The sequence below is a fragment of the Marinitoga sp. 1137 genome (assembly GCF_001941525.1).
GTDB classification, from domain to species: Bacteria; Thermotogota; Thermotogae; order Petrotogales; family Petrotogaceae; genus Marinitoga; species Marinitoga piezophila.
Genome location: NZ_CP009471.1, coordinates 1,407,973 through 1,430,530, shown reverse-complemented (window position 1 = coordinate 1,430,530; position 22,558 = coordinate 1,407,973). Strand labels below are relative to the sequence as shown.

Genomic DNA, 22,558 nt, shown 5'->3' with positions numbered 1-22,558 from the left:
TGAAATGGTGAAAAAATGAAAAAAGATATAATCTTTGTAGGAATTATAATACTAATATCAATAATCACAATATTTCTTCAAAACACATTAAAAAATACATTAAAAGGTGCCAAAGTATATATTTCCGGCAAAGAAGTAATGGAAATAACCAGACCGGGAACATATACAATTAAAGATGATAAAGGCGTCTATAAAATGAAAGTAATCTTTGATGGTTCAAAAATCAAAGCAATTGATTCAACCTGTGCCCTAAAAATTTGCGAACATACAGGGTGGGTTGACAACGCTTCACAGGAAATAATATGCATTCCAAATAAAATCGTGATAAAACCAATTGGAAAAGAAAAAAACACAGGAGTTGACGTAATTTCATGGTGAAAAACAACATACCAAAACAGGCTATACTAATTGCATTAGCATCCGCAGTATATTATGTTGAATCATTGGTTCCTTTTCCTATTCCTCTTCCTGGCGCTCGCTGGGGTTTTTCTAATTTTGCAGTATTATATTCAATAGTAGAAGATAAAAACTTAAAAAATGCTTTGTATATCGCCATTTTTAAATCCATACTTGGCTCATTGCTTTCTGGAAAATTCCTATCTCCAACATTCTTTATGGGATTTTCAGGAAGTGTTATTGCAACATTAATAATGTATTTAGCATTAAAAACAAAAAAATTTGGTATAATAGGAATAAGTGAAAGTGGTGCAATATTCAATAACATAACTCAGGTTACATTTGGATGGTTATTTATAATAAAATCTGCAGGAATATACTGGTATTTACCACAAATGATACTAATAGGAACATTCTCGGCAATTGCAAATGCAATAGTGGTAAAATCTGCACTTAGGAGTGTAAAACCGTGAAAAAAATAATATTAGGCTCTGCCTCTCCGAGAAGAAAGGAACTGCTTTCAAAACTTGGAATAGAATTTGAAATTAGAGTTTCAAATATAAAAGAAATAAGTCAAAAAAACACCCCTGTAGAATACGCAATAGATTTAAGCAAACAAAAAGCACAAAGTATTGAAATAAATGAAAATGAATTATTGATCACTGCAGACACAATTGTAGCATTTGAAAACAAAATCCTGGGAAAACCAAAAGATAAAAAAGATGCATTTAATATGCTAAGAATGCTTTCAGGAAAAAAACATGAAGTAATAACAGGTATTACATTCAAAGAAAATAATTCTATATACTCAATATATGATATAACCGAAGTATATTTTCACCATTTAAATGATAGCATTATACAATATTATATTGAAAACTACTCCCCGTTAGACAAAGCAGGAAGTTATGGTATTCAGGATTTTGCTGGTGTTTTTATAGAAAAAATAAATGGTGACTATTACAACGTTATGGGATTACCAATAAACAAAATTTTTTGGTACTTATATGAGAAAGGAGTTCTAAATGTCTGAACTACCAAGAGAAAAACTCTTAAAATATGGTCCAAAAAATTTGACTATTGACGAATTATTAGCTATAATAATAAGAAAGGGAACAAAAGATAAAAACGTATTTCAACTATCAAAAGAAATTACAGAAAAATATTCTTTAAAAGATTTATTTTATATGAATGTAAATCAATTGAGTCAAATAAAAGGAATTGGAAAAGTTACTGCAATTACCTTAAAAGCTGTTTTTGAGCTTGGAATAAGATTTCACAAAGAAGCCCTAAAAAAAGAAAATATAAAATTGGATTCTCCTGATAAAGTCTACGACTTAATATATGATAGATTTATATTTGAAGACAGGGAAAATGTACTATGCATATCATTAAATAGCAAACTAAATCCTATATCCATTGATACAATAAGTATAGGAACAGCAAATCATTCAATATTACATCCAAGGGATATATTTAAAACCGCAATAAAAAATAATGCAATTTCAATTATATTAATTCATAATCATCCTTCAGGAGATAGCACTCCAAGCATGCAGGATTATGATATTACTGAAAAAATAGAAAAAAGCGGTGAATTATTGGGAATAAAATTGTCGGATCATATAATTATAGGAAAATCAGAATACTACAGCTTCAAACTGGGAAGAAAGGTGATAAGAAATGGATAATATGCCTGATAACTTAAAAGCATTAATGCAATTAAAGAAAAAATTTGAAAAGGATTTAAAAAGAAAAGGAATAAACATTGAACAAAAAAAGAAAAAAACTGTTGAAAGAGCAAATATAGAGATAAAATACATCTCTATACCTATTGACGATGTTCAAACAATTGTTGATTTAAACTACTACGACTTTAAAAATAACAACCTTGAACTTGCAAAACATATAGAAAAACTATTAATAAACAAACCAAAAAGTTCATATGTCAACCAACAGGCAGTTGCACATATACTCAAAGGTGAATACGAGGAAGTAAAAGAACTTTTAGACAATCCTTCATTCCCGGAAGATTATTTCAATCTAGGAATGGCTAAATTTTTACTCAGGGAACCTGATGCATATGAATTTGCAGAAGATGCATTAAAAAGATTCCCAAACAACAAACACGTAAACCTTTTAATGGCAATGAACGCTGTATATAAAGGAGAATATTACAAAGCATATAAAGCTGTTGAAGAAGCTGCACGAAATTCAAATGATCCTTTATTATATTTCGTTGTAGCAATGTATGAAAAAGATTATGTAAAAGCCAAAGAGCATTTAAGTAGAGTATTCTTACAGGGAAAAGTAAAATACGTTGCCTCAATATACCAGGGATATCTTTACTATCTTTCTCAAGAAGGCGACAAATTATACCATATGAGAAAAAACTTTGAAAACAACATTCCATGCGCAAATTGTCTTTTAAGAAGATCAAAATTAAAAGCTGTAAATGTACCTCCAGATTATTGTAAATACTGGAAAATATTAGAAGCATTTGAATACGAAACCTCTGGAAGGTTTGAAACAGAAACAAATTTACCAGAACAGGCTATAATTTCATTCCTCGGATTCTACAATTACAACAATGAAGAAATGGCAAATAAAACATTTGATAAAATATTTGAAATGTTTGGAGAAGTTAGAGTAATATTCTTCCCAAATGACTCACATGTAAAAGGGTTAAAAACATTTACATTAGAACCTATAAAAAATGGAAAAGTTGCAAAATTATACGGACCTGGATATTATCAAAAAATAAAAAATATACTTCAAAGATTAGAAACAAAAGAAGGAGTAAGATACGATTTTGCAATTGATATTCCTTTCTATGAAGCAATAAGAATGCTGTTTGGCTGGAGAACATGTCAGATGTATTACGAGGGGGAAGAATAAATGACAAGAGATGAAGCCATACAGTTATTAAAAGAACAGGTAAAAAGCGATAATTTAATAAAGCACTGTTTAGCAGTTGGTGCAATAATGAAAGGTCTCGCAAAAGAATTAGAGGAAGATCCAGATCGATGGGAAATAATTGGTATATTACATGATCTTGATTATGAATTCACTAAAGATAATCCAGAAATACATGCAAAAAAAACAGTTGAAATGCTGGGAGACAAATTATCAGAAGAAGAAAAAAACGCTATACTCGCACACAATGATCATGCTCCATTAAACTCAAAAATGGATTTTGCATTATATGCAGCAGATCCAATTTCTGGACTGGTAACAGCTGCAGTTTTAGTAAGACCTGACAAAAAAATTGAAGGATTAAAAGTAAAATCTTTAAAGAAAAAATTTAAAGACAAATCATTTGCAGCTGGTGCCAATAGAGAAAATATCAGAAAAATCGAAGAAATAGGTATAGAATTAAACAGATTTTTTGAAATATCCATAGAATCTATGAAAGAAATAGCAGAAGAACTTGGATTATAACAAAAGTTGCGTTAAACGCAACTTTTGTTTTTAAAAATATACAGAAAGAGGTGGAAAAATGGACTTAAAAAATATCATACAAAAAGAAATTGAAAGGTATAACAAAGAATTCAAAATGCCTGAAAACGATATCTCATTAACTCCTGAGGATGTTGCTAAATATATAGACCATACAATACTAAAAGCAACAACTACACCAGAAGATATAAAAAGAATTTGTAAAGAAGCAAAAGATTATAATTTCTTCTCAGTTTGTGTAAATCCTGTATATGTTCCTTTAGCAAAAGAAGAACTAAAAGGTTCTGAGGTTAAAGTTGCAACTGTAATAGGATTCCCTTTAGGTGCAAATCCAATTGATGTAAAAGCATATGAAACAGATATTGCATTAAATGATGGTGCAGATGAATTCGACATGGTATTAAATGTTGGAATGCTTAAAGCCGGAGAATATGATTACATATATAATGAAATAAAAGCTGTTGTTGAAGCAGCACAGGGAAAAACTGTAAAAGTTATTATAGAAACATGCTACTTAACAACAGAAGAAAAAATTGCTGCATGTGTAATTTCCAAAGAAGCTGGAGCTCATTTTGTAAAAACATCTACAGGTTTTGGAACAGGTGGAGCAACAGCAGAAGATGTAGCTTTAATGAAATTTGTAGTTGGTGATGCATTAAAAGTAAAAGCATCTGGCGGAGTAAGAAGCTTTGAAGATGCATTAAAAATGATAAAAGCTGGTGCAGAAAGAATTGGAGCAAGTTCAGGAGTAAAAATAGTATCTGGCGAAAAAGCTGAAGGTACTGGATATTAATAATTAACAAAAATAACCTTCTCTTTATGAGAAGGTTATTTTTTATTATACCCAAAAGCAAGTTAATGTTAATTTTATAGTAATGAAAATACTTTAAAATAACAGGGATATTTTAAAATATTAGAGGAGGTATTAAAATGGAAAATAAAGTTACAACTGTATCTGAAAAATTGGCAAATCCTGCACCGCTCGGATTAATGGGTTTTGGTATGACAACTGTATTATTAAATCTTCACAACGCTGGTATATTTGAATTAAATGTTATGATAATGGCTATGGGAATATTCTACGGTGGATTAGCACAGGTTATTGCTGGTATATTTGAATTCAAGAAAAACAATACATTTGGTGCTACAGCATTCACATCTTACGGTCTTTTCTGGCTTTCACTTGTGGCAATATGGACAATGCCAAAAATGGGATTAGGTGAAGCTGCTTCAGCAACTGCAGTAGCATTCTATTTATTAATGTGGGGAATATTCACATTATATATGTTTGTAGGAACATTAAAAGGAAACAAATCACTTCAGGTTGTTTTTGGAACATTAACAATATTATTTTTCTTATTATCAATGGGAGATTTCCTGGGAAGTACAGCTATAAAACATTTAGCTGGTTGGGAAGGTATATTCTGTGGAGCTTCTGCAATTTATACAGCAATGGCTGAAGTATTAAATGAAGTATACGGCAAAAAAGTTTTACCTTTATAATATAATCGATAAATAAAAAAGCCCCTTAAAAGGGGCTATTGTTTTATTAGAGAGCTCTTACGTTTACAGCCTGTAAGCCTTTTTCATTTTCTTGAACTTCGTATTCTACTTCTTGACCTTCTTCTAAAGTCTTGAAGCCATCCATTGTGATAGCTGTGAAGTGTACAAATACGTCTTTTCCATCTTCACCAGAAATGAAACCATAACCTTTTTTTGCGTCAAACCATTTAACTTTACCTTTCATACTTTCCTCCATGTTCCTACCGTGTTACCCATTGCAACTACGGATGTGATTCTCAACCCTTAAGGGTCACACTAATTATATACCTTTTTTTATTAAAAGTCAACTAAAAAATAAAAAAGCCCCTTAAAAGGGGCTATTGATTGTTAGATAGCTCTTACGTTTACAGCCTGTAAACCTTTAGCGTTTTCTTGAATTTCGTATTCAACTTCCTGTTCTTCTTCTAAAGTTTTGAATCCGTCCATTGTAATAGCTGTGAAATGTACGAAAACGTCATTTCCATCTTCTCCAGAAATAAATCCGAATCCTTTTTTTGCATCAAACCATTTAACTTTTCCTCTCATGTTTTCCTCCATGTTTCTCCGTGTTACCCTTGTAACTACGTGTGATTTCTCTTATAGTATATACTTTTATTATTACATTCCACTACTTTATATATTACAATATCTGGATATATACAACAGATAAAATTTTTTACTGTTTTAATTCACTTTTGACGGACTTTCAAAGTTCGTTTTTATAAACCATACATTGATTTTTACTCCTTCTATTTCTTCTATTTCATGTTTGAAATCCTCTATTGCTTCTGAATATATCACAAGCCAACCTTCTTTTAAGCCACTTCTTTTTAAATATTCCATTAATTGCTTTTTTGATTTTTCATATTGATCTTCATCTATATTTGATTTTATTTCTATTAGATATTCTTTGTTATTTAAATTTATTAATAAATCAATTCTTCCTCCTCCTATTTGTGTTTCTGGATATACCTTTCCTTCTGCTGCCTCTACATATAAGCTTAAGAATTGGTCTAAGTTATATTGATATACTCCTTCATAATAATTCCTTCCTTTAAACATTATCGCTCCTCTATTTTTTATGTATCTTGTATATCTTTCGAGTAATTTATTTAAGTCTAAACTTCCATCTTTCCTCAAATATGTTTTTACACTTTCATTTAATGTTTTCATTTCACTTTTTTCTCCATTTACTTTTGGTCTGAATCTTGTATATAATGCTTTATAATATAATGGTACTTTTACACAACATTTTCCATCACAATTGTCTATTACTCCATTTAAATATAAATACTGTATGTTTTCATCGTATATGTTAAATTCTATTTTTTCCGGTTCAAATAGTATTTTCATTATTAACTCTTTTTCTTTTTTCGCTTTATTTATTATATTTGATATGTTTTTGTCTATATATACTCTCAGGTAATCATATAATGTTTTTTCAAAATGCTTTTCTGTTATTATCTTTTCTCCTTTTGCTTTTTTTGCTACTAAATCATATGCAAGACCATTGGTTAGTCCAGGTTGCCCTGCTGCGTTATGCCATATTAATTCTTTTACTTTTTCATCGAATATTTGCCCTGTTTCCTTTTCATGTTGTGAAAGTAAGTCATATACCTGTTCTTTTGTAAAGTATGGCACTTCCATATGTTCTGCTATATTAAATGGACTGGCGTTGTCTTCCAATATCCCGCTTAAATAACTTACGCTGATTAATATTACACTTCGAAGTTTGTACATCTCTTTTTTATGATATATTTTTCTTATTACATGCAATAATGTATTCATTATTTCTTCGTTATTTAATTTTTCAAATTCATCTATCATTAATACTACTTCTTTTCCGGTTTTTTTATATATCTCCTCAAATATACTTTTTATCATTCTTATTTTTTGAGGTTTTGTTTCAAGAGTTATATTGTATTTTTCTGCTTCTTCTATTATTTCTTCATAAAAGGTTTCTATAAACTCTTCTTCCGTTTTCATATTTTTATAATCTTCAAAGGATAAAAAAATGGTTATATATTTATCCTTTATTTTCTCAACTATATCATTTAATAACGTGGTTTTTCCACTCTGTCTTGGTGCAGATACTGTAAAGTATCTCCAGTTTTCTATATGATTAAGCGCTTCTTCCGTTATATCCGGTCTTTCCACATAATAACATGTTTTCTTATCAACTGGTCCTGATGTACAAAACATCCTCATCACTTCCACCTCCTACTCTTCAATTATACCATATCAAAACAAAATGATGCTTTCGCCTTATTTTGTAAATAGTAAAATAGGGGCGAAGACTAAGATTTTCCCGAAGCGGATACAATAAATATTATCAAGAAAACATGAATAAAAAGGTGAGTGAATGCTCGAAATTTGCCCGAAAAAATTGCGAATGAAGAGGTGTAAAAGAAAATAGAAATAATAATATGAGCGAAAACTTGAAAATTCCCAAGGAGAAACAATGATGATTGAAAAAAATAAAAGTGAATGAATACTCGCAGAGCACCCGAAAAAAACTGCGAATGAAGAGGACAAAAAAACAGGATGTTTTTTTGAGCGAAGCTTCCCCAGGGATGGGGAATCTGAGCGCCCCCACGTATATGAGCAGTTTTTGAGGATTAGTGCTCAAGTCGTATGAATGAACTTTTATTTTTTTCAATCTACAACAAAAAGGACGAACACGGACGTGAGTCTGCAACGACCGTATATACTACTAAAAAAAATCCCTCTGGCATAAAACCAGAGGGATACAATTAAAACTTATTATTTTTCAACAACTACTCTTGGTGCATTATCATAATTTTCTATTGTTCCTAAGTGCTGAATGTATTCTTTTACAACATCAGCAAGAACAAATCCTGTATCGAATCCTTTTAATCCTTTTAACATCTTATAACCGTCTCCACCACCAGCAATGTAGTTATTAGCTGCTACTTTATATGTAGCTTTTAAGTCTATTGGTTTTCCATTTACCATAACATCAACAGGTTTCTTATCTTTAATCTTGTATGTCATACCACCAACGTGCAACCATGCACCTTTACCAGCTGGTATTGTTGCTGCGTATTCTAATACTTTCATTAAATCTGCACCTGTCATTTCAAATACATATGTTGTATTTCCAAATGGTAATACAGTTAAAATATCTCTATATGTAATTGGTCCTGGTTGAATTGAAGCTCTAATTCCTCCACCATTCTGCAATGCAACATCTGCACCTGTTTTCCAGATTAATGCATCTGTAATTAAGTGGCCAAGATTTGTATCTCCACTTCTTACATGTGCCCTTTCACCATCTAATAATATCTTTGTTTCTCCAACAACTTTATTTAATTCTTCTGCACCTAATGAATAATAGTAATCAGCAATCATTTTGATAAATGGATCTTCTGGAATTGGTTCTGTTACGTATTCATATTTTGAATGTCCATTTTCGTCTTTTCCTAAATATTTCTTTAAGTTAATAGGAATTGCTGCCCATTCATAATCAACGATTTTTCCATTTTCTACCCATAAATCCAATCTTCCAAGATATTTACCCCATTCACCAGCCTGAACAACAATTGTTTTGTTGATATATGCTGCTTTATTCATTAATGTGTGTGAATGTCCGTCAATAATTATATCAATACCCTTAACATCTTTTGCTAATTGATCTGATGTTGTGTATTTTACACCAAGTGGTTGATCATCTTTACCATAACCAAGATGTCCTAATACAACAACAATATCAGCTTTTTTCTTTAATTCTGGTAAGTATTTCTTAACTGTTTCTTCTACATTTAAGAATTTTCCGCCATTTAAGTGAAGTGGTTCCAATACCTGTGTCTGTTCTGTTGTAACACCTAATATAGCAACCTTAACTCCACCAACATTTTTAATGATATATGGTTTGAATAACTGTCTTCCGTCTTTTGTAACAAAGTTAGCTGAAAGGAATGGGAATCCAGCATATCTCTGTTGCATAAATGTTGTGCTTAAAGGATTATCAAATTCGTGATTACCTAAAGCCATTGCATCTACACCCATATAATGTAATGCAACAAAGTCCGGAATTGCATCTAATTGATCTGATTCTGGAACACCTGTGTTTACGTCACCAGCATGTAAGAATAATACATTATCATTAACTGCTCTTTCCTGATTTACCAATGTTGCAATTCTTGCAAAACCACCAATGTCAGGATTGTGATACTCACCATATGGCCATACATGTCCATGTGTGTCGTTAATGTGGAAAATAACAAGATGTGTTGGTGCTGCAAAGATAGCAATAGACAACAATGCAACCAACAATACTAAAAGCTTCTTCATCATAATACCCCCTTAATATAAGATTTTAGGATTTATTTTACAAAAAGATTCTTTCTTGAAAAGATTATATCCCCAACATCTACCTTTAATTCTCGAGCAACAACAGGACATTTTGCCATTAATGCAAAGTATATCTTTTCAGATTCTCCATTAAGACCTTCAAAATTCCCCTGACCCTTTGAGATAATAATATCAGCCTGTTTATACGCAATTAAAAATTCCTGATTAACATCGCTTAATAATGTACCTGGAATCTTGCTTCCACTTTCAATTACCTCTGATGCCACTTCTTCTAATCCAACTTCCTTTGCATCTTCTAAAGTAACGTCATTTATTACAGGAGCACTTCTTACAGCAGAAATAATATGTACTTCAGGAAATTCTTCCTTTATCATTTTTATAAACAACTTATCAAGAACAATTTCTCCTGCATTATCATGAATATATAATAATATTTTTGCCTCCTGAAGCGTTTCATAAAAAGAATCAAAATCATCCAGAGAAAAATTCTTTAGTTTTAAACTATTTTCAAGTTCCCATTCTAACTCTCCAAAGGAATTTTTTATTCCATAATCTATAACATTTCCAAGAACAGATAACTTTGCTGCATTTTTCAACGGCTCATCAGAATCCTTTAAAAACTTATACAATTCATCATAAGCCTCTAAAAATAATGCATTTGACGCCTGTTTTTCTTCTCTATAAAAGTCATGTGTCTTAGTTTCAGACTTTTCTCCAAGCTTCTCATAAATAACCCTTGCCAATTCTATAGGTCTTTTTCCATATTCTGAATATTTTAAAAGATCCGTAGAAACAGACTTCATCAAATCAAATTTTTCCTTTTCATCGAGATAATCAAAGTTCTTTCCTATAATTGTTTTTATCTGAGAAACTATACAATCTATACACTCAAACTTCGCATACATATTATTACCCCCGTTTCTTTTATTTCTTTATTTAAATTATAGAAATAAAAGTTTACAGTTTTAAAGATTTAAATTGAATATACCTTTTAAATTTGATTAACCCTTTACAACTCCAACGGGGGTTAACTTTGCAATCTTTCTGGATATTCCAATTTTTTCTATAATATCAACAACAGAATCTACATCTTTATACACTTCTGGTGCTTCCTCAACAATGGTATTTTTTGATTTCGAAATTATCTTTATCTTTTTTTCTTTCATTGAATTTAAAACATTTTTATAATTTAATCTTCTTTTAGCCTGTCTTCTACCTAAAACTCTCCCTGCTCCATGAGCAGATGAGCCAAATGCAATACTCATAGATTTCTCTGTACCCAGCAAAATATATGAAGAACTTCCCATGCTTCCAGGAATCAACACTATTTGGTCCGGAAACGCTCTTGTAGCACCCTTTCTGTGAACAATTAACTCTTTCTCTTCACCATCAACATTATGCTTTTCCAATTTTGCTATATTATGCGTAATATCATATAACAATTTAGATTCAACATCAAATAAATCCTTAAAAATATTTCTTATTTTATGTCCCATTATCTGTCTATTAACAAAGGCAAAATTGGCAGCAGCATTCATTGCAGAAAAATATTCCTGACCATATTTGCTTTTAAAAGGAGCATTTATTAACTGTTTATCTGGAATTTTTTTATTCCAATCTTTTAAATTATCTCTGAAAATTTTTATATAATCTGTTGCAACCTGATGTCCAAGACCTCTTGAACCTGAATGAATCATATATACAATTTGACCTTCAAAAAGACCGTATCTTTCAGCGTTTTCTTTCTCGAAAACCTTTTCAACAATCTGGATTTCAATAAAATGATTTCCAGATCCAAGAGTCCCTAATTCATCTGCTCCTCTTTTTATCGCTTCATCACTAACAAAATCCGCATCTGCGTACTTAATTTTACCGCTATCTTCAATATTATACAAATCTTCTGCCAAACCGTAATTATTATTTATTGCCCAATATACACCATTGTTCAGGATTTTCTTCATTTCCTTTACAGACAATTTAAAATTCGTTCTGGAGCCGACGCCAACAGGAATTTCATTATAAACTCTGGTTAGTATCTCATCTATATAATCTTTTATCTCTGAAAATTCGAGAGAGGTAGTCATTATTCTAACACCACAATTAATATCAAATCCAACTCCGCCAGGAGAAATAATACCACTATCAGCATCAAATGCTGCGACACCACCTATTGGAAAACCATAACCCCAATGTATATCTGGCATACCAAAAGAACCTTTCACAATCCCTGGTAATGTAGCAACATTAACCAATTGCATAATAGCTTCATGATATTCCTGGCTACGAATAGTTTGGGAATCGGTTAAAACATAAACAGGAACTTTCATATTTTTAAATTTTTCAACTTTCCACATATATTTATTTTCTCTTATAATATCCATTATTTTCCCTCCATGATAATTATAACATAGCATTTTATTTTTATAAACATTTTTAGAAAAAAAATGGAGGAAGGTTATTTTAACCTTCCTCTATTTCTTCCAGCGCATTTTCAAGTGTATGCCAGGCAAGAGTAAAACACTTAACCCTTACCGGAAATTTTGATATCTCAGAATAAACTACAAGATTACCAACCAATTCTTCATCAAAATCCTCACCCTGTGCCATTTTTTCAACCTCTTCAAGGATTTTTTCAGCTTCATCTAAGCTTTTTCCGGTAATTGCTTCACACATTAAAGCAGCTGAAGATTGACTGACAATGCAACCATGTCCCTTAAATCTTGCCTCTTCTATTTTGCCATTTTTTACTTTTAAAAATAGCGTTATTTCATCACCACAGGATAAATTTTTTCCATCTTCAGAAATTGTTGCGTCATCAATTTCACCCTGAAATTGTGGATTTCTTGCATAATCAAGAATAATATCAGAATATAAATCCTCTAAACTCATCTCAACCACTCCCTGATATATTTTAATCCTTCTATTAACCTATCAACCTCTTCTTCTGTATTGTAAAAATAAAAGCTGGCTCTACACACAGATTTTGTTCCAAGCTGTTTTAATAAAGGCTGAGCACACAAATGACCACTTCTTACAGCTATACCAAACTTATCGCTTAAAATCTGTGCAACATCGTGTGGATGAATGTTATCCACGTTAAATGTAATAATTGATGTTTTATCTTCTGGACCATAAACAGTGACAAAATCCAATTCTTTAAATCGTTTATTAGCATACTCAGTTAATCTTTTATCATGTTCAATAATATTATCTATTCCAATTTTGTTTATATAATCAATAGCAGCCTTTAATCCAACAGCACCACCAACATTTGGTGTTCCAGCCTGAAACTTTTCTGGCAATTCAGCAAAATCTGTATTTTCAATACTAACCCAATTAATCATTTCTCCGCCATAATGAAAAGGTGGTAATTTCTTTAAAAGTTTTTTCTTGCCATAGAATATTCCAATTCCCATAGGTCCAAGCATCTTATGCCCTGAAAATGAAAGAAAATCAACATCGAGTTTCTTTACATCAATTCCAAAATGTGGAACCAATTGAGCACCGTCAACATGAACTAAGATTTCTTTCTCATGAGCAAATTTTATAATTTCCTCAATAGGAATTACCTGACCTGTGACATTTGATAATCCCGTTATTGAAATTAGTTTTGTGTTTTCATTCACATTTTTTAAAAATTCATCAAGGTTAAAGATTCCATTTTCTGGATTATAATATTGAACAGTAAAATCAAATGTATATGCTAACTGTTGCCATGGGACAAAATTAGAATGATGTTCTATAGTAGTAATAAGCACTTCTTTGGCTTTTAACCAACCGCTTTTGCCAATGGAATATGCAAAAAGGTTTATAGACTCTGTTGTTCCCCTTGTGAAAATCACTTCGCTTGTTTTAGCATTAATAAACTTTGCTACAGCTTTTCTTGAACTTTCATACATATCTGTGGCTTCATTTGAAAGCAAATGCGCACCACGGTGCACATTTGCGTTATGATAATCATAAAAACCCTTTATGGCATCAGTAACTTCAACAGGTGTCAAAGTTGTTGCACCATTATCAAAATATACCAATTTTTTTCCATTAATCTCTCTCTCAAGAATTGGAAAACTCCTTATCAAATCTTCTCTCAATAACATCTCTTAACGCCCCCGCATATTTAGAATTTATTTCTTCAATAACCTCTATTGCCGGTTCAAAATTCCCAAAGGCAATTTCCTTTTTAGCAGCATTTTTGGAGTATCCTCTTGTCATCATATAATAAAGCTTATCCTCTTCTATTGTTCCAACGCTTGCAGCATGTCCAGCATTAACTTCGTTTTCATCAACATATAATGAAGGAAAAGCCATTACTTTAGCCTTTTCAGATAAAACAAGATTAAAATCCTGTTCTTCAGCTTCAGCATTCTTTGCACCTTTTTTAATATCAAGATTCCCTCTAAATATAACCCTTGAAGAATCCATCAAAACGCCACGTCCTACAATATGACCAATGGTTTCTGGTGCATAATATCTTAAAAGATAGAACATATCTATTATTTCATTATCCTGTGTAAGATAATATGGATAAATATCAACCTTTCCATTTTCATTTGCTAACCGAGTTACAATATGTGGGGCAGTAACCTTTCCGCCAATGTTAATATCATAAACAGTTAATTGTGCATTTTTTCCTACATCAAAAAACATATTGTCTGTTGAAATGTCGTTATCAAAAAGATTTATATTTATTACAGTTAATTTTGAATTTTCTTCCAGCTTTCCTCTTAACGTTTTAATCTTTGTACCCTTTCCCTTTGATTCTATAAATCTAATTAAAGTAGCTTCACTATTTTCATCAATATATATTACTTCAAGACCATATAATGGAGATTTATCAATAACCTCTTTTATCCAATAAACCTCATTATTCTGGTTTTTGTTAGTTTTTAAATAGAAGCCTGTGTTAAAAAACACGTCGCTCATTAACAAAAATTTTCTGTGTGAACCATCAAAATCCATATTATTTAAGATTTCAATACCTTTATTATCTATATCATTAATTGATTTAAGATTATCTGACATTAAAGAATTAAACTTTGCAACATATGGCAAAGGATTAAAACCTTCCAATTTACTCCTTTTCCACTTTGGAAATCCTAAAGTTTTATATTCTTCAAATCTTTTTCTTCTAAAACTTTTTAATTCATTACTTGTGTAAAATTTCTCAGCTTCTTCTATTTCAATTATACCATAATCATTATCTGATTTTATCTCAGGAACCTTCCATTCTGTAGCCAAAAAATCATTATGATTTAAAACAAGCGCTTTTTCGTACATTTAAAAATTCACCTCCACTGAAGCTTATCCTATAGAGGATTCAACTTCAAGATTAATTAATTTATTTAATTCCAATGCGTATTCAAGTGGCAATTCCTTTACTAACGGTTCAATAAACCCTCTTACAATCATGCTCTTTGCGTCCGCTTCGCTAAGACCTCTTGACATTAAATAATATATCTGTTCTTCACTGATTCTTCCAATTTTAGCTTCATGTCCAACATCAGCATCATCTGTAAACACCTCAATTAAAGGTACAGTATCACTCTTTGATTTATTGTCAAGCATTAAAGCATTACATTCAACAGAAGATTTAGCTCCTTTTGCACTTTCGGCAATCTTCACCCAGCCTCTATAAAATGCCCAACCGCCACCAATACTAATACTTCTTGCATTAACAACAGAACTTGTATATGGTGCAAGGTGAAATACTTTTGAACCAGTATCAAGATGTTGATTTGGTCCGGCATATGTTAATGTAATACTGCTATTCTTTGCGCCTTTACCTTTTAAGATAGTCATAGGATAAAGCATAGTTTTAAAACTTCCAAGAGAACCGGAAACCCATTCCATAGAACCATCTTCGTCAACAATAGCCCTCTTGGTGTTGAGATTATATGTATTCTTACTCCAATTTTGAATAGTGGAATATTTCATCTTTGCGCCTTTTTTTACGTATATTTCAACCATACCAGCATGTAAATTGGTTACACTATAAAATGGTGCGGAACAACCTTCAATAAATTCAACTTCTGACCCTTCATCTGCAATAATCAAAGTATGTTCAAGCTGACTCATTCCAGGATTATTCATTCTAAAATATGCCTGTAATGGCAAAGGAACCTTTACACCTTTTGGAACATATAAAAACGAGCCGCCGCTCCATAATGCTCCATGTAAAGCTGCATATCTATGATTATATGAAGGCACGAGTTTCATAAAATATTCTTTTATTAAATCAGGATATTCCTTTACAGCAGTTTCCATATCAAGGAAAATAACCCCAAGTTCATCTAATTCCTTTTGAATATGCTGATAAACAACTTCCGAATCGTATTGTGCTCCAACTCCAGCTAAAGCCTTTTTTTCTGCTTCAGGAATTCCTAATTTTTCAAAAGTATCCTTAATTTCCTCAGGAACCTCTTCCCATGTTGCAGCCTTTTTGGCATCAGGTTTCATATATGCAACTATTTTACTTAAATCAAGATTTTTAATATCTACACCAAAATTCGGTTCATGGTAAGATTCGAAAATCTTAAAAGCTTCCAATCTATGTTCTAACATCCATTTAGGTTCATTCTTTGCTTCTGAAATCTCTCTAATAACCTTTTCATTTAACCCAGGAGGTGTTTTAAAAGCGTATTTAGCTTCATTTCTAAAATCGAACATCGATTGATTAACCATTATTTCATCATAGTTTATATCATTAATATCCTTCATATTACCACCCCTTTACAGTGTCAGCATCAACAAACTCATTTAAGATACTATAACCCTTTTCCTCAATTTCTTCAGCAAGTGATGCATCGCCTGTATGAACAATTCTTCCATTAACATATACATGAACAAAATCAGGATGCAAATATTTCAAAATTCTCTGATAATGTGTAATCATTAAAATACTCATATCCTCAGTCTTTAATTTATTAATAGCCTCAGCAACATCTCTTAATGCATCAACGTCTAATCCTGAATCTATTTCGTCAATAATTACGAGCTTAGGCTTTAAGAAAAACAATTGCAAAATTTCACTCTTTTTCTTTTCTCCACCGGAAAATCCAGAATTAACGTATCTTTCTAAAAATGATGGTGAAAGATTTATCTCTTCGCATAACTTATTCAATCTCTTGTTTAATTCAATAGGTGAAACCTTTTCATCAGGATGCATATGTCTGTATGCATTAATTAAAAACTGTCTCATTTTAACCCCCTCAATTTCCTGAGGGTGTTGAAAAGTCAGAAATATTCCTAACTTAGCCCTTTCATTTGTATCGAGGTTTAAAATATCCTTTCCTTCAAATAAAACTTCACCATCAGTTACTTCAAACTTTGGTGATCCCATAATAACATTTGAAAGTGTTGATTTACCAGAACCGTTTGGTCCCATTAATACATGTATTTCGCCAGGATTTATAGTTAAATTCACGCCTTTTAATATTTCTTTGTCATCTTCAATAACCTTAGCCTTTAAATTTCTGATAGATAATAACATTTTAATTCCTCCTTTTTTTGTCGTATTTTATTCTATTATCATTATACAAAATTAGACAAAAAAAGTCAAATTTAAAAATATAAATCATGTAAATAACTATTTAAAAATTTTTTTCTTTTACAATATATAAAAAAATAAAACGCCTGAAAATCAGGCGTTTTATTTCATTTCAAGAGAAAAATCTATATATTTTATTTCTGTGGTCAATTTTCCCATTGATATTATATCTATATTATCATCAACGTATTCCAGATAATTATCTTCACTTATTCCACCGGAAACTTCTATTATTATATGGGGATAATTTTCTTTTAATTTTCTTGCAGTTTCTTTGGCTTTTTCAGCAGAAAAATTATCAAGCATAATAATATCAACACCATTTTTTGCAGCAATAATAGCATCTTTTTCATTTTCAACTTCAATTTCCAATTTTTTTGTAAATGATTTATATTTCCTGGCTGTATTTATTGCATTTTCTATACCGCCATACATTTTTATATGATTATCCTTAAGCATTATACTTTCTGAAAGATTCCAGCGATGTGTATCGCCTCCACCATGCAATACAGCTAATTTTTCAAGATTTCCAAGACCTGGAAAAACCTTTCTCGTTGCTGCTAATCTGGTTTTACCATCTATTTTACTTACAAGATTATGAGTCTTAGTTGCAATTGCGCTCATCATAGAAAGAATATTCAACATTGTTCTTTCAACAATAAGAACATTATATGCATTTCCTTTAATTTCACCAATAATTCCTTTATCAACCTTTTCACCATCATTAAACTTAAAATTATAATCGATATTATATTCTTCAAATAATCTTTTTATAATCTCAATTCCAGACAACACAACTTCTGAATTTTTTAAAATTATTATCCCTGAAGCTTCTTTATCTCTCAATTCATATGAAGCTATATCAAAAAAAGAATTATCCCTTTCAATCCAATCCTTTAACAACTCAATCTCATATTTAAACATATTATCACTCCATAATTTTAAACATATTTAAAATAGGAATCTTTGCTTTTTCCATTATTTCTTCAGGAAGTTCTATTTCGTGTTCTTCATTTAATAAAGAGAGATATACATTCTTCAAATTATTCTTTTTCATATTATTACATATAGCAAGTTCTTTTAATGGATAAAACTTTTTATCTTTAAATGTATTTTCTAATTTATGAATCATTCCAACTTCAGTACCAATGATAAATTCTTTAGCATCATCTGTTTCAGGAAATTTCATCATCTGCCCTGTGCTTCCAATATAATCACATAAATCTCTTGCTTCCTTTGGTGATTCTGGATGTATTATAATCTTTGCATCTGGATGTTCTTCTCTTACTTTTTTAACATCCTCTGCTGAAAATCTATTGTGAACATAACAGTATCCGGTATCTCCTGGAATTGGAATAACCTTTTTACCTGTTTTTTCTGCAACATATGATCCCAAATTCTTATCTGGTCCAAATAATACTATATCTGAATCTATTTTACTAACTACATCAACAGCATTTGCTGAAGTACATGTATAATCTGCATATACCTTACATGCTGCAGTACTATTTACATACAACACAACAGGAGCTTCTGGATATTTTTCTTTAAATTCCTTTATTATTTCCGGAGTTAATGAGTTTGCCATAGGACATGTAGAACCCTTTGTTGGTACTATTATTTTCTTTGAAGGATTTAAAATCTTTAATGTTTCTGCCATAAAATCTACACCAAGAAAGAGTATCTTATCATTTTCAATTTCCGTTGCTAATCTGGCAAGCTGTAATGAATCACCTGTAATATCTGCTATATCCTGTAATTCTCCAATTTGATAATTATGAGCAAGAATTGTATAACCTTTCTCTTTCTTTAATTCTATAATTTTTTCAATAAAATCTCTTTCAATAGCTGTTTGGTTTATCATTTTCATCCTCCTATTTTGATTTTTGAATTTATATTTTTTAATAATCCAGCTACAGATAATGGGGCTAAATAACTCGTTTTAGGATTTTCAGAAGGGAAATTTTCAAATGTAAACTCGTAATTTCCCGCTATTGAATTAATTTTTATATTGTGAATATTTCTTTCAACCTTTGGATCGGCAATAATTCTAACCTTTACCTTATCAAAATCTCTTGCTGCAAGCGACAATGTCACAGCTACATTTACATTTTTAGGAAATCTCTTTATCGCTTCCGTTGAACTTCCTTCAAATATAACTTTTTCCTCATCAATTTCAAGTCCGAGGCTTCTTGGAGGTTTTCTTGTTGTTAATGTAATTGATTTTATCTTATCGTTTATTGCATTAATAAGGTCAATTCCACCAATAGCTCCAGAAACAACGTAAACTCTACTATTTGATTTTTTTAATGCTTCCTGAAAATCATTTAAAAAATCTCTATCAGCAAAAGCACCTGTGCTTAAAATAATAAAATTCTTATTATTTTCAATAACAAACTTTCCATATTCCACAACAGCCTTTGTTGATGCAACTTCTATAACATAATCTATATCTAAATTCGCAATATCCTTTATATCTGCATAAGAAATATTATAAAATTCCTTTAATTTTTCAATTTGGGATTTATCAACATCATACACATAAACCTTATCCAATTCTTCTTTTAATTCTTCCAAAATAATCTTTGCCGAATTCCCGGCACCAATCAAGAAAATTTTCATTACAATCCCTCCATTTTGAAAATAAAATCACAATATATTTTAAGACTTTTATGTTTAGAAATTTTGTCGATTTTATATAAAAGTAATTATAAAAGTGTTTTAAAATAATTTTAATTGCTCGCTTTTATTATTAATCCCTTCCATTTTTTCAATTTCATTCTTTACCTCTTTTATAATTTCACGATATTCAGAAAACTGTTTCAACGTAGATAAAACCTGCTTATCAAAAAGCGTATAATAATCTATCTCAAGCTCATTTGCCTTTACGAGTTTAACAAATTGTGGCAAATGTTCCCTTTCTATACACGCAGAAACAAGTGCAACATCCTTAAACTTCTTATTAAAAATCCTTTCAACAATTCTATAATTTCTCCTATTATTATATTTTATGTGAAAATATAACAACTTATCGTTTAATGTATATTTGAACTTATATATCTCTCTCATTAATTGAATTGCACGAACATGATTTGGAATTGTCTTATATTTATCAAAATCTATCTTTGTAACAGTCTTTGAAATGGCAATTTCTTCAAGAGGTGTTTGTTTTATAACATTATAATATCGAATTAAATCCTCTTTTTTCAACTCTCCATCTAAAGCTTTAATAAACAAATCCTTTAATATATCCTTTATTTTTCTTGGGGTATCAACCCTTACAATTTCAACTCCATGTGTAATAATATTTTTATCAAAATCATATCCAAAATAACGTTTCTTAACTCCAAAAAATCTAACAACCTTAAATATCTTATCAACTTCCACCTTTAAAGAATTTCTATTTATTATCTCTTCAGTATTGGAATATTTAACAACAAACTCTTTAGCAATATTATCATTTATATATGTTGCTATATATCTCCCAATTTGAACAACATCTTCCTTCGACAACTTTTCTTCACAATGTATCACATTAAATGAACTATCGGTATCAGAATATATAACCTCTGTTCTAAAAGATATCTTCCTGCCATTTATATCAACATCTTTAAATTCATGATTATTGAGTTTATTATTCATATATCTTAATGCACCGCGAGCACCACCAGTTATAGAAGCGGCCACACGTTTATCATGCAAAGGAAACCTTTCAGTACCTATTACACCATACATGGAATTCAACAGAATCTTATAATTACTCTGTTTAATATCATATTTTATATATTCAGGATTATCTGGAGGAGTAGATTTTTTTAATTGCTTAAATTTCAAACGTTCTTTTAAAAGATACCTAATTAAAGAAGGCAATACGCCTTCAATTTCAAGAGTATATTTTAACGGAATATAATCCTTTCCTTCATCCTGAATCATCAATCCAATATCAACATGTTTTCCGTTATAGTTAAAATCATATCTAAGGGTTTCTGGAGAAAGATTAAAAGTTTGAATTGCATTTGGATAAAGAGATGCATAATCAAGTACAATTACATTTTCATATTTTTTATCTGGTGGCTGTAAAACAATAGCTCCTTCAAAATCAACATTTTTTGAACTATATATATTATAATTTTCCTTAAATGATTTTTTCTCTGGCAATAAAAATTGTTGTAAGTAATGTTCTATTGATATAGAAGGTGCCAATAACATATTTATAGGTATTCTAATTACAGATTGTAACCCGCAAATCAAATTTAAAAGATTTAATTTATCTTCCAATTCAACCAATATCTCAACATCTCTAAAAATATATTCTACAAACTTTTCAAAATTTTTCTTATAATTCAAAAATCCCATGTATTCACTTTTTCCTTCAATATTATGAATTCTGGCAATCTCATCAAGCTTATATGATGGTGGTTTCTCAAAAATATACTTCTTGTATAACTCCATATAATCAAGCAAATTTACACCAGGAATAGAATTATTAAACCTATATCCAGAAGGTTGTTTCTTATATGAAGAATACGGCTTTAATCCATCAATAGCTGAAATGATTATGTGATATTTCTTTCCTCTATTTATAATATATGGAATATCATATCCATTTGAATACCATCCTGTAATAATATCAGGAACCTTTCTCTTCAAAAGATTATTAAACGTTTTTAATAACTCCTCTTCACTATCAACAAATCTTATTTTCTTATTAAACATATCAACTTTTTCTCTACTAACAATAATGGAATAATATTCTTTTTCATATGAATCATAATATGTAATAGAAATTATCATTCCTTTAGCTAAAATAGATGATGGAACTGAATCTTCAGTAATATCCTCATCGCCTTCAACCTCTATATCCAGAAACCAGATACGTTTATCCTCTATTCTTTCAGAAATATCATAAGGAAAAATATTTATAATATCCCTTCCATATATACCTATTCCTTTTTCTTTTAATTTTTTCAAAAAATTATTATATCTATAATACGAAATATTATTCTCAAAATTTACCTTTACTAAAGGTTTATTGAAAATATCCTTCCAATCTTCCTCAACATTTTTTATATCTGAATTTTTAAAATTATTCTCCCTTAACAACTGCACAATTTCTTTCTTCAAATGTCTTTCAAACAAAAAGGTTAGCGATTTATTTAATTTAATCCATTTTGAAAATGGCCTTTCTTTATAGTAAAATTGTTTATTATTCGGATTTTGCCATATAGCGGAAACATTCATAATATCAACTCCAATACTATTTTCATCAACTCCTATAAT

23 protein-coding genes are annotated in these 22,558 nt (G+C 30.4%); 8 read left to right on the top strand and 15 right to left on the bottom strand.

The window, feature by feature from the left end; genetic code table 11:
- Window positions 1-15 precede the first annotated feature (15 nt).
- The 8 genes from LN42_RS06860 to LN42_RS06825 all read left to right on the top strand — a co-directional run bounded on the left by LN42_RS06860 (window position 16) and on the right by LN42_RS06825 (window position 5,358).
- Window positions 16-378, top strand: a complete 363-nt coding sequence (locus tag LN42_RS06860) for a NusG domain II-containing protein (protein WP_014296791.1) — start codon at window positions 16-18, stop codon at window positions 376-378.
- Entirely contained in the window at window positions 372-869 is a 498-nt protein-coding gene (locus LN42_RS06855) for a Gx transporter family protein (RefSeq protein WP_014296790.1), read from the top strand. The genes LN42_RS06860 and LN42_RS06855 overlap by 7 nt, the downstream gene beginning before the upstream one ends.
- Window positions 866-1,429 carry a nucleoside triphosphate pyrophosphatase gene (locus LN42_RS06850; protein ID WP_014296789.1) on the top strand — a complete coding sequence of 188 codons (564 nt, stop codon included), beginning with the start codon at window positions 866-868 and terminating at the stop codon, window positions 1,427-1,429. Before LN42_RS06855 ends, LN42_RS06850 begins: the two co-directional genes overlap by 4 nt.
- A complete protein-coding gene (gene radC, locus LN42_RS06845) occupies window positions 1,422-2,087 on the top strand; it encodes a DNA repair protein RadC (protein WP_014296788.1) in 666 nt (221 codons plus the stop codon). Before LN42_RS06850 ends, radC begins: the two co-directional genes overlap by 8 nt.
- Window positions 2,080-3,294 carry a hypothetical protein gene (locus LN42_RS06840; RefSeq protein ID WP_075780619.1) on the top strand — a complete coding sequence of 405 codons (1,215 nt, stop codon included), beginning with the start codon at window positions 2,080-2,082 and terminating at the stop codon, window positions 3,292-3,294. The genes radC and LN42_RS06840 overlap by 8 nt, the downstream gene beginning before the upstream one ends.
- Window positions 3,295-3,837: an HD domain-containing protein gene (locus LN42_RS06835; RefSeq protein WP_075780618.1), complete on the top strand. Its 543-nt coding sequence runs from the start codon at window positions 3,295-3,297 to the stop codon at window positions 3,835-3,837. It begins immediately after the preceding gene.
- Between the two features lie 58 nt (window positions 3,838-3,895).
- The gene (deoC, locus tag LN42_RS06830) at window positions 3,896-4,648 is read left to right on the top strand and encodes a deoxyribose-phosphate aldolase (RefSeq protein ID WP_014296785.1); all 753 of its coding nucleotides are present in this window, start codon (window positions 3,896-3,898) and stop codon (window positions 4,646-4,648) included.
- A gap of 137 nt (window positions 4,649-4,785) precedes the next feature.
- A complete protein-coding gene (locus tag LN42_RS06825; protein ID WP_014296784.1) occupies window positions 4,786-5,358 on the top strand; it encodes a GPR1/FUN34/YaaH family transporter in 573 nt (190 codons plus the stop codon).
- 46 nt (window positions 5,359-5,404) lie between these two features.
- Here LN42_RS06825 and LN42_RS06820 read toward each other — a convergent pair whose 3' ends face one another.
- The 15 genes from LN42_RS06820 to LN42_RS06750 form a co-directional block, all read right to left on the bottom strand.
- A complete protein-coding gene (locus LN42_RS06820) occupies window positions 5,405-5,602 on the bottom strand; it encodes a cold-shock protein (protein WP_014296783.1) in 198 nt (65 codons plus the stop codon).
- Window positions 5,603-5,745: 143 nt separating this feature from the next.
- Window positions 5,746-5,943 carry a cold shock domain-containing protein gene (locus tag LN42_RS06815; RefSeq protein ID WP_014296782.1) on the bottom strand — a complete coding sequence of 66 codons (198 nt, stop codon included), beginning with the start codon at window positions 5,941-5,943 and terminating at the stop codon, window positions 5,746-5,748.
- Window positions 5,944-6,081: 138 nt separating this feature from the next.
- The gene (locus tag LN42_RS06810) at window positions 6,082-7,605 is read right to left on the bottom strand and encodes an AAA-like domain-containing protein (protein WP_075780617.1); all 1,524 of its coding nucleotides are present in this window, start codon (window positions 7,603-7,605) and stop codon (window positions 6,082-6,084) included.
- Window positions 7,606-8,160: 555 nt separating this feature from the next.
- Window positions 8,161-9,711 carry a 5'-nucleotidase C-terminal domain-containing protein gene (locus LN42_RS06805; RefSeq protein WP_014296780.1) on the bottom strand — a complete coding sequence of 517 codons (1,551 nt, stop codon included), beginning with the start codon at window positions 9,709-9,711 and terminating at the stop codon, window positions 8,161-8,163.
- Window positions 9,712-9,743: 32 nt separating this feature from the next.
- Window positions 9,744-10,637, bottom strand: coding sequence for a DUF89 domain-containing protein (locus LN42_RS06800; RefSeq protein WP_014296779.1), 894 nt, complete (start codon window positions 10,635-10,637; stop codon window positions 9,744-9,746).
- Window positions 10,638-10,733: 96 nt separating this feature from the next.
- Window positions 10,734-12,113, bottom strand: coding sequence for an RtcB family protein (locus LN42_RS06795; RefSeq protein WP_075780616.1), 1,380 nt, complete (start codon window positions 12,111-12,113; stop codon window positions 10,734-10,736).
- Between the two features lie 79 nt (window positions 12,114-12,192).
- Window positions 12,193-12,621: a Fe-S cluster assembly sulfur transfer protein SufU gene (gene sufU, locus LN42_RS06790; RefSeq protein ID WP_075780615.1), complete on the bottom strand. Its 429-nt coding sequence runs from the start codon at window positions 12,619-12,621 to the stop codon at window positions 12,193-12,195.
- Complete coding sequence (locus tag LN42_RS06785; RefSeq protein WP_075780614.1) at window positions 12,618-13,829, bottom strand: SufS family cysteine desulfurase; 1,212 nt, start codon at window positions 13,827-13,829, stop codon at window positions 12,618-12,620. The genes sufU and LN42_RS06785 overlap by 4 nt, the downstream gene beginning before the upstream one ends.
- Window positions 13,786-15,009, bottom strand: a complete 1,224-nt coding sequence (locus tag LN42_RS06780; protein ID WP_014296775.1) for a SufD family Fe-S cluster assembly protein — start codon at window positions 15,007-15,009, stop codon at window positions 13,786-13,788. The genes LN42_RS06785 and LN42_RS06780 overlap by 44 nt, the downstream gene beginning before the upstream one ends.
- Before the next feature lie 24 nt (window positions 15,010-15,033).
- On the bottom strand, window positions 15,034-16,413 hold the full coding sequence (gene sufB, locus LN42_RS06775) for a Fe-S cluster assembly protein SufB (RefSeq protein WP_198029650.1): 1,380 nt from the start codon (window positions 16,411-16,413) through the stop codon (window positions 15,034-15,036).
- Between the two features lie 37 nt (window positions 16,414-16,450).
- The gene (gene sufC / locus LN42_RS06770; RefSeq protein WP_075780612.1) at window positions 16,451-17,221 is read right to left on the bottom strand and encodes a Fe-S cluster assembly ATPase SufC; all 771 of its coding nucleotides are present in this window, start codon (window positions 17,219-17,221) and stop codon (window positions 16,451-16,453) included.
- Window positions 17,222-17,380: 159 nt separating this feature from the next.
- Complete coding sequence (gene nadC / locus LN42_RS06765) at window positions 17,381-18,202, bottom strand: carboxylating nicotinate-nucleotide diphosphorylase (RefSeq protein ID WP_075780611.1); 822 nt, start codon at window positions 18,200-18,202, stop codon at window positions 17,381-17,383.
- A 4-nt stretch (window positions 18,203-18,206) separates the two neighbouring features.
- Window positions 18,207-19,142 (bottom strand): quinolinate synthase NadA, encoded by a 936-nt coding sequence (gene nadA / locus LN42_RS06760; RefSeq protein ID WP_014296771.1) that lies wholly within the window; start codon window positions 19,140-19,142, stop codon window positions 18,207-18,209.
- Window positions 19,143-19,144: 2 nt separating this feature from the next.
- Complete coding sequence (gene nadX, locus LN42_RS06755; RefSeq protein ID WP_075780610.1) at window positions 19,145-19,900, bottom strand: aspartate dehydrogenase; 756 nt, start codon at window positions 19,898-19,900, stop codon at window positions 19,145-19,147.
- A gap of 99 nt (window positions 19,901-19,999) precedes the next feature.
- Window positions 20,000-22,519: a DNA polymerase domain-containing protein gene (locus LN42_RS06750; RefSeq protein WP_075780609.1), complete on the bottom strand. Its 2,520-nt coding sequence runs from the start codon at window positions 22,517-22,519 to the stop codon at window positions 20,000-20,002.
- Window positions 22,520-22,558: the final 39 nt, after the last annotated feature.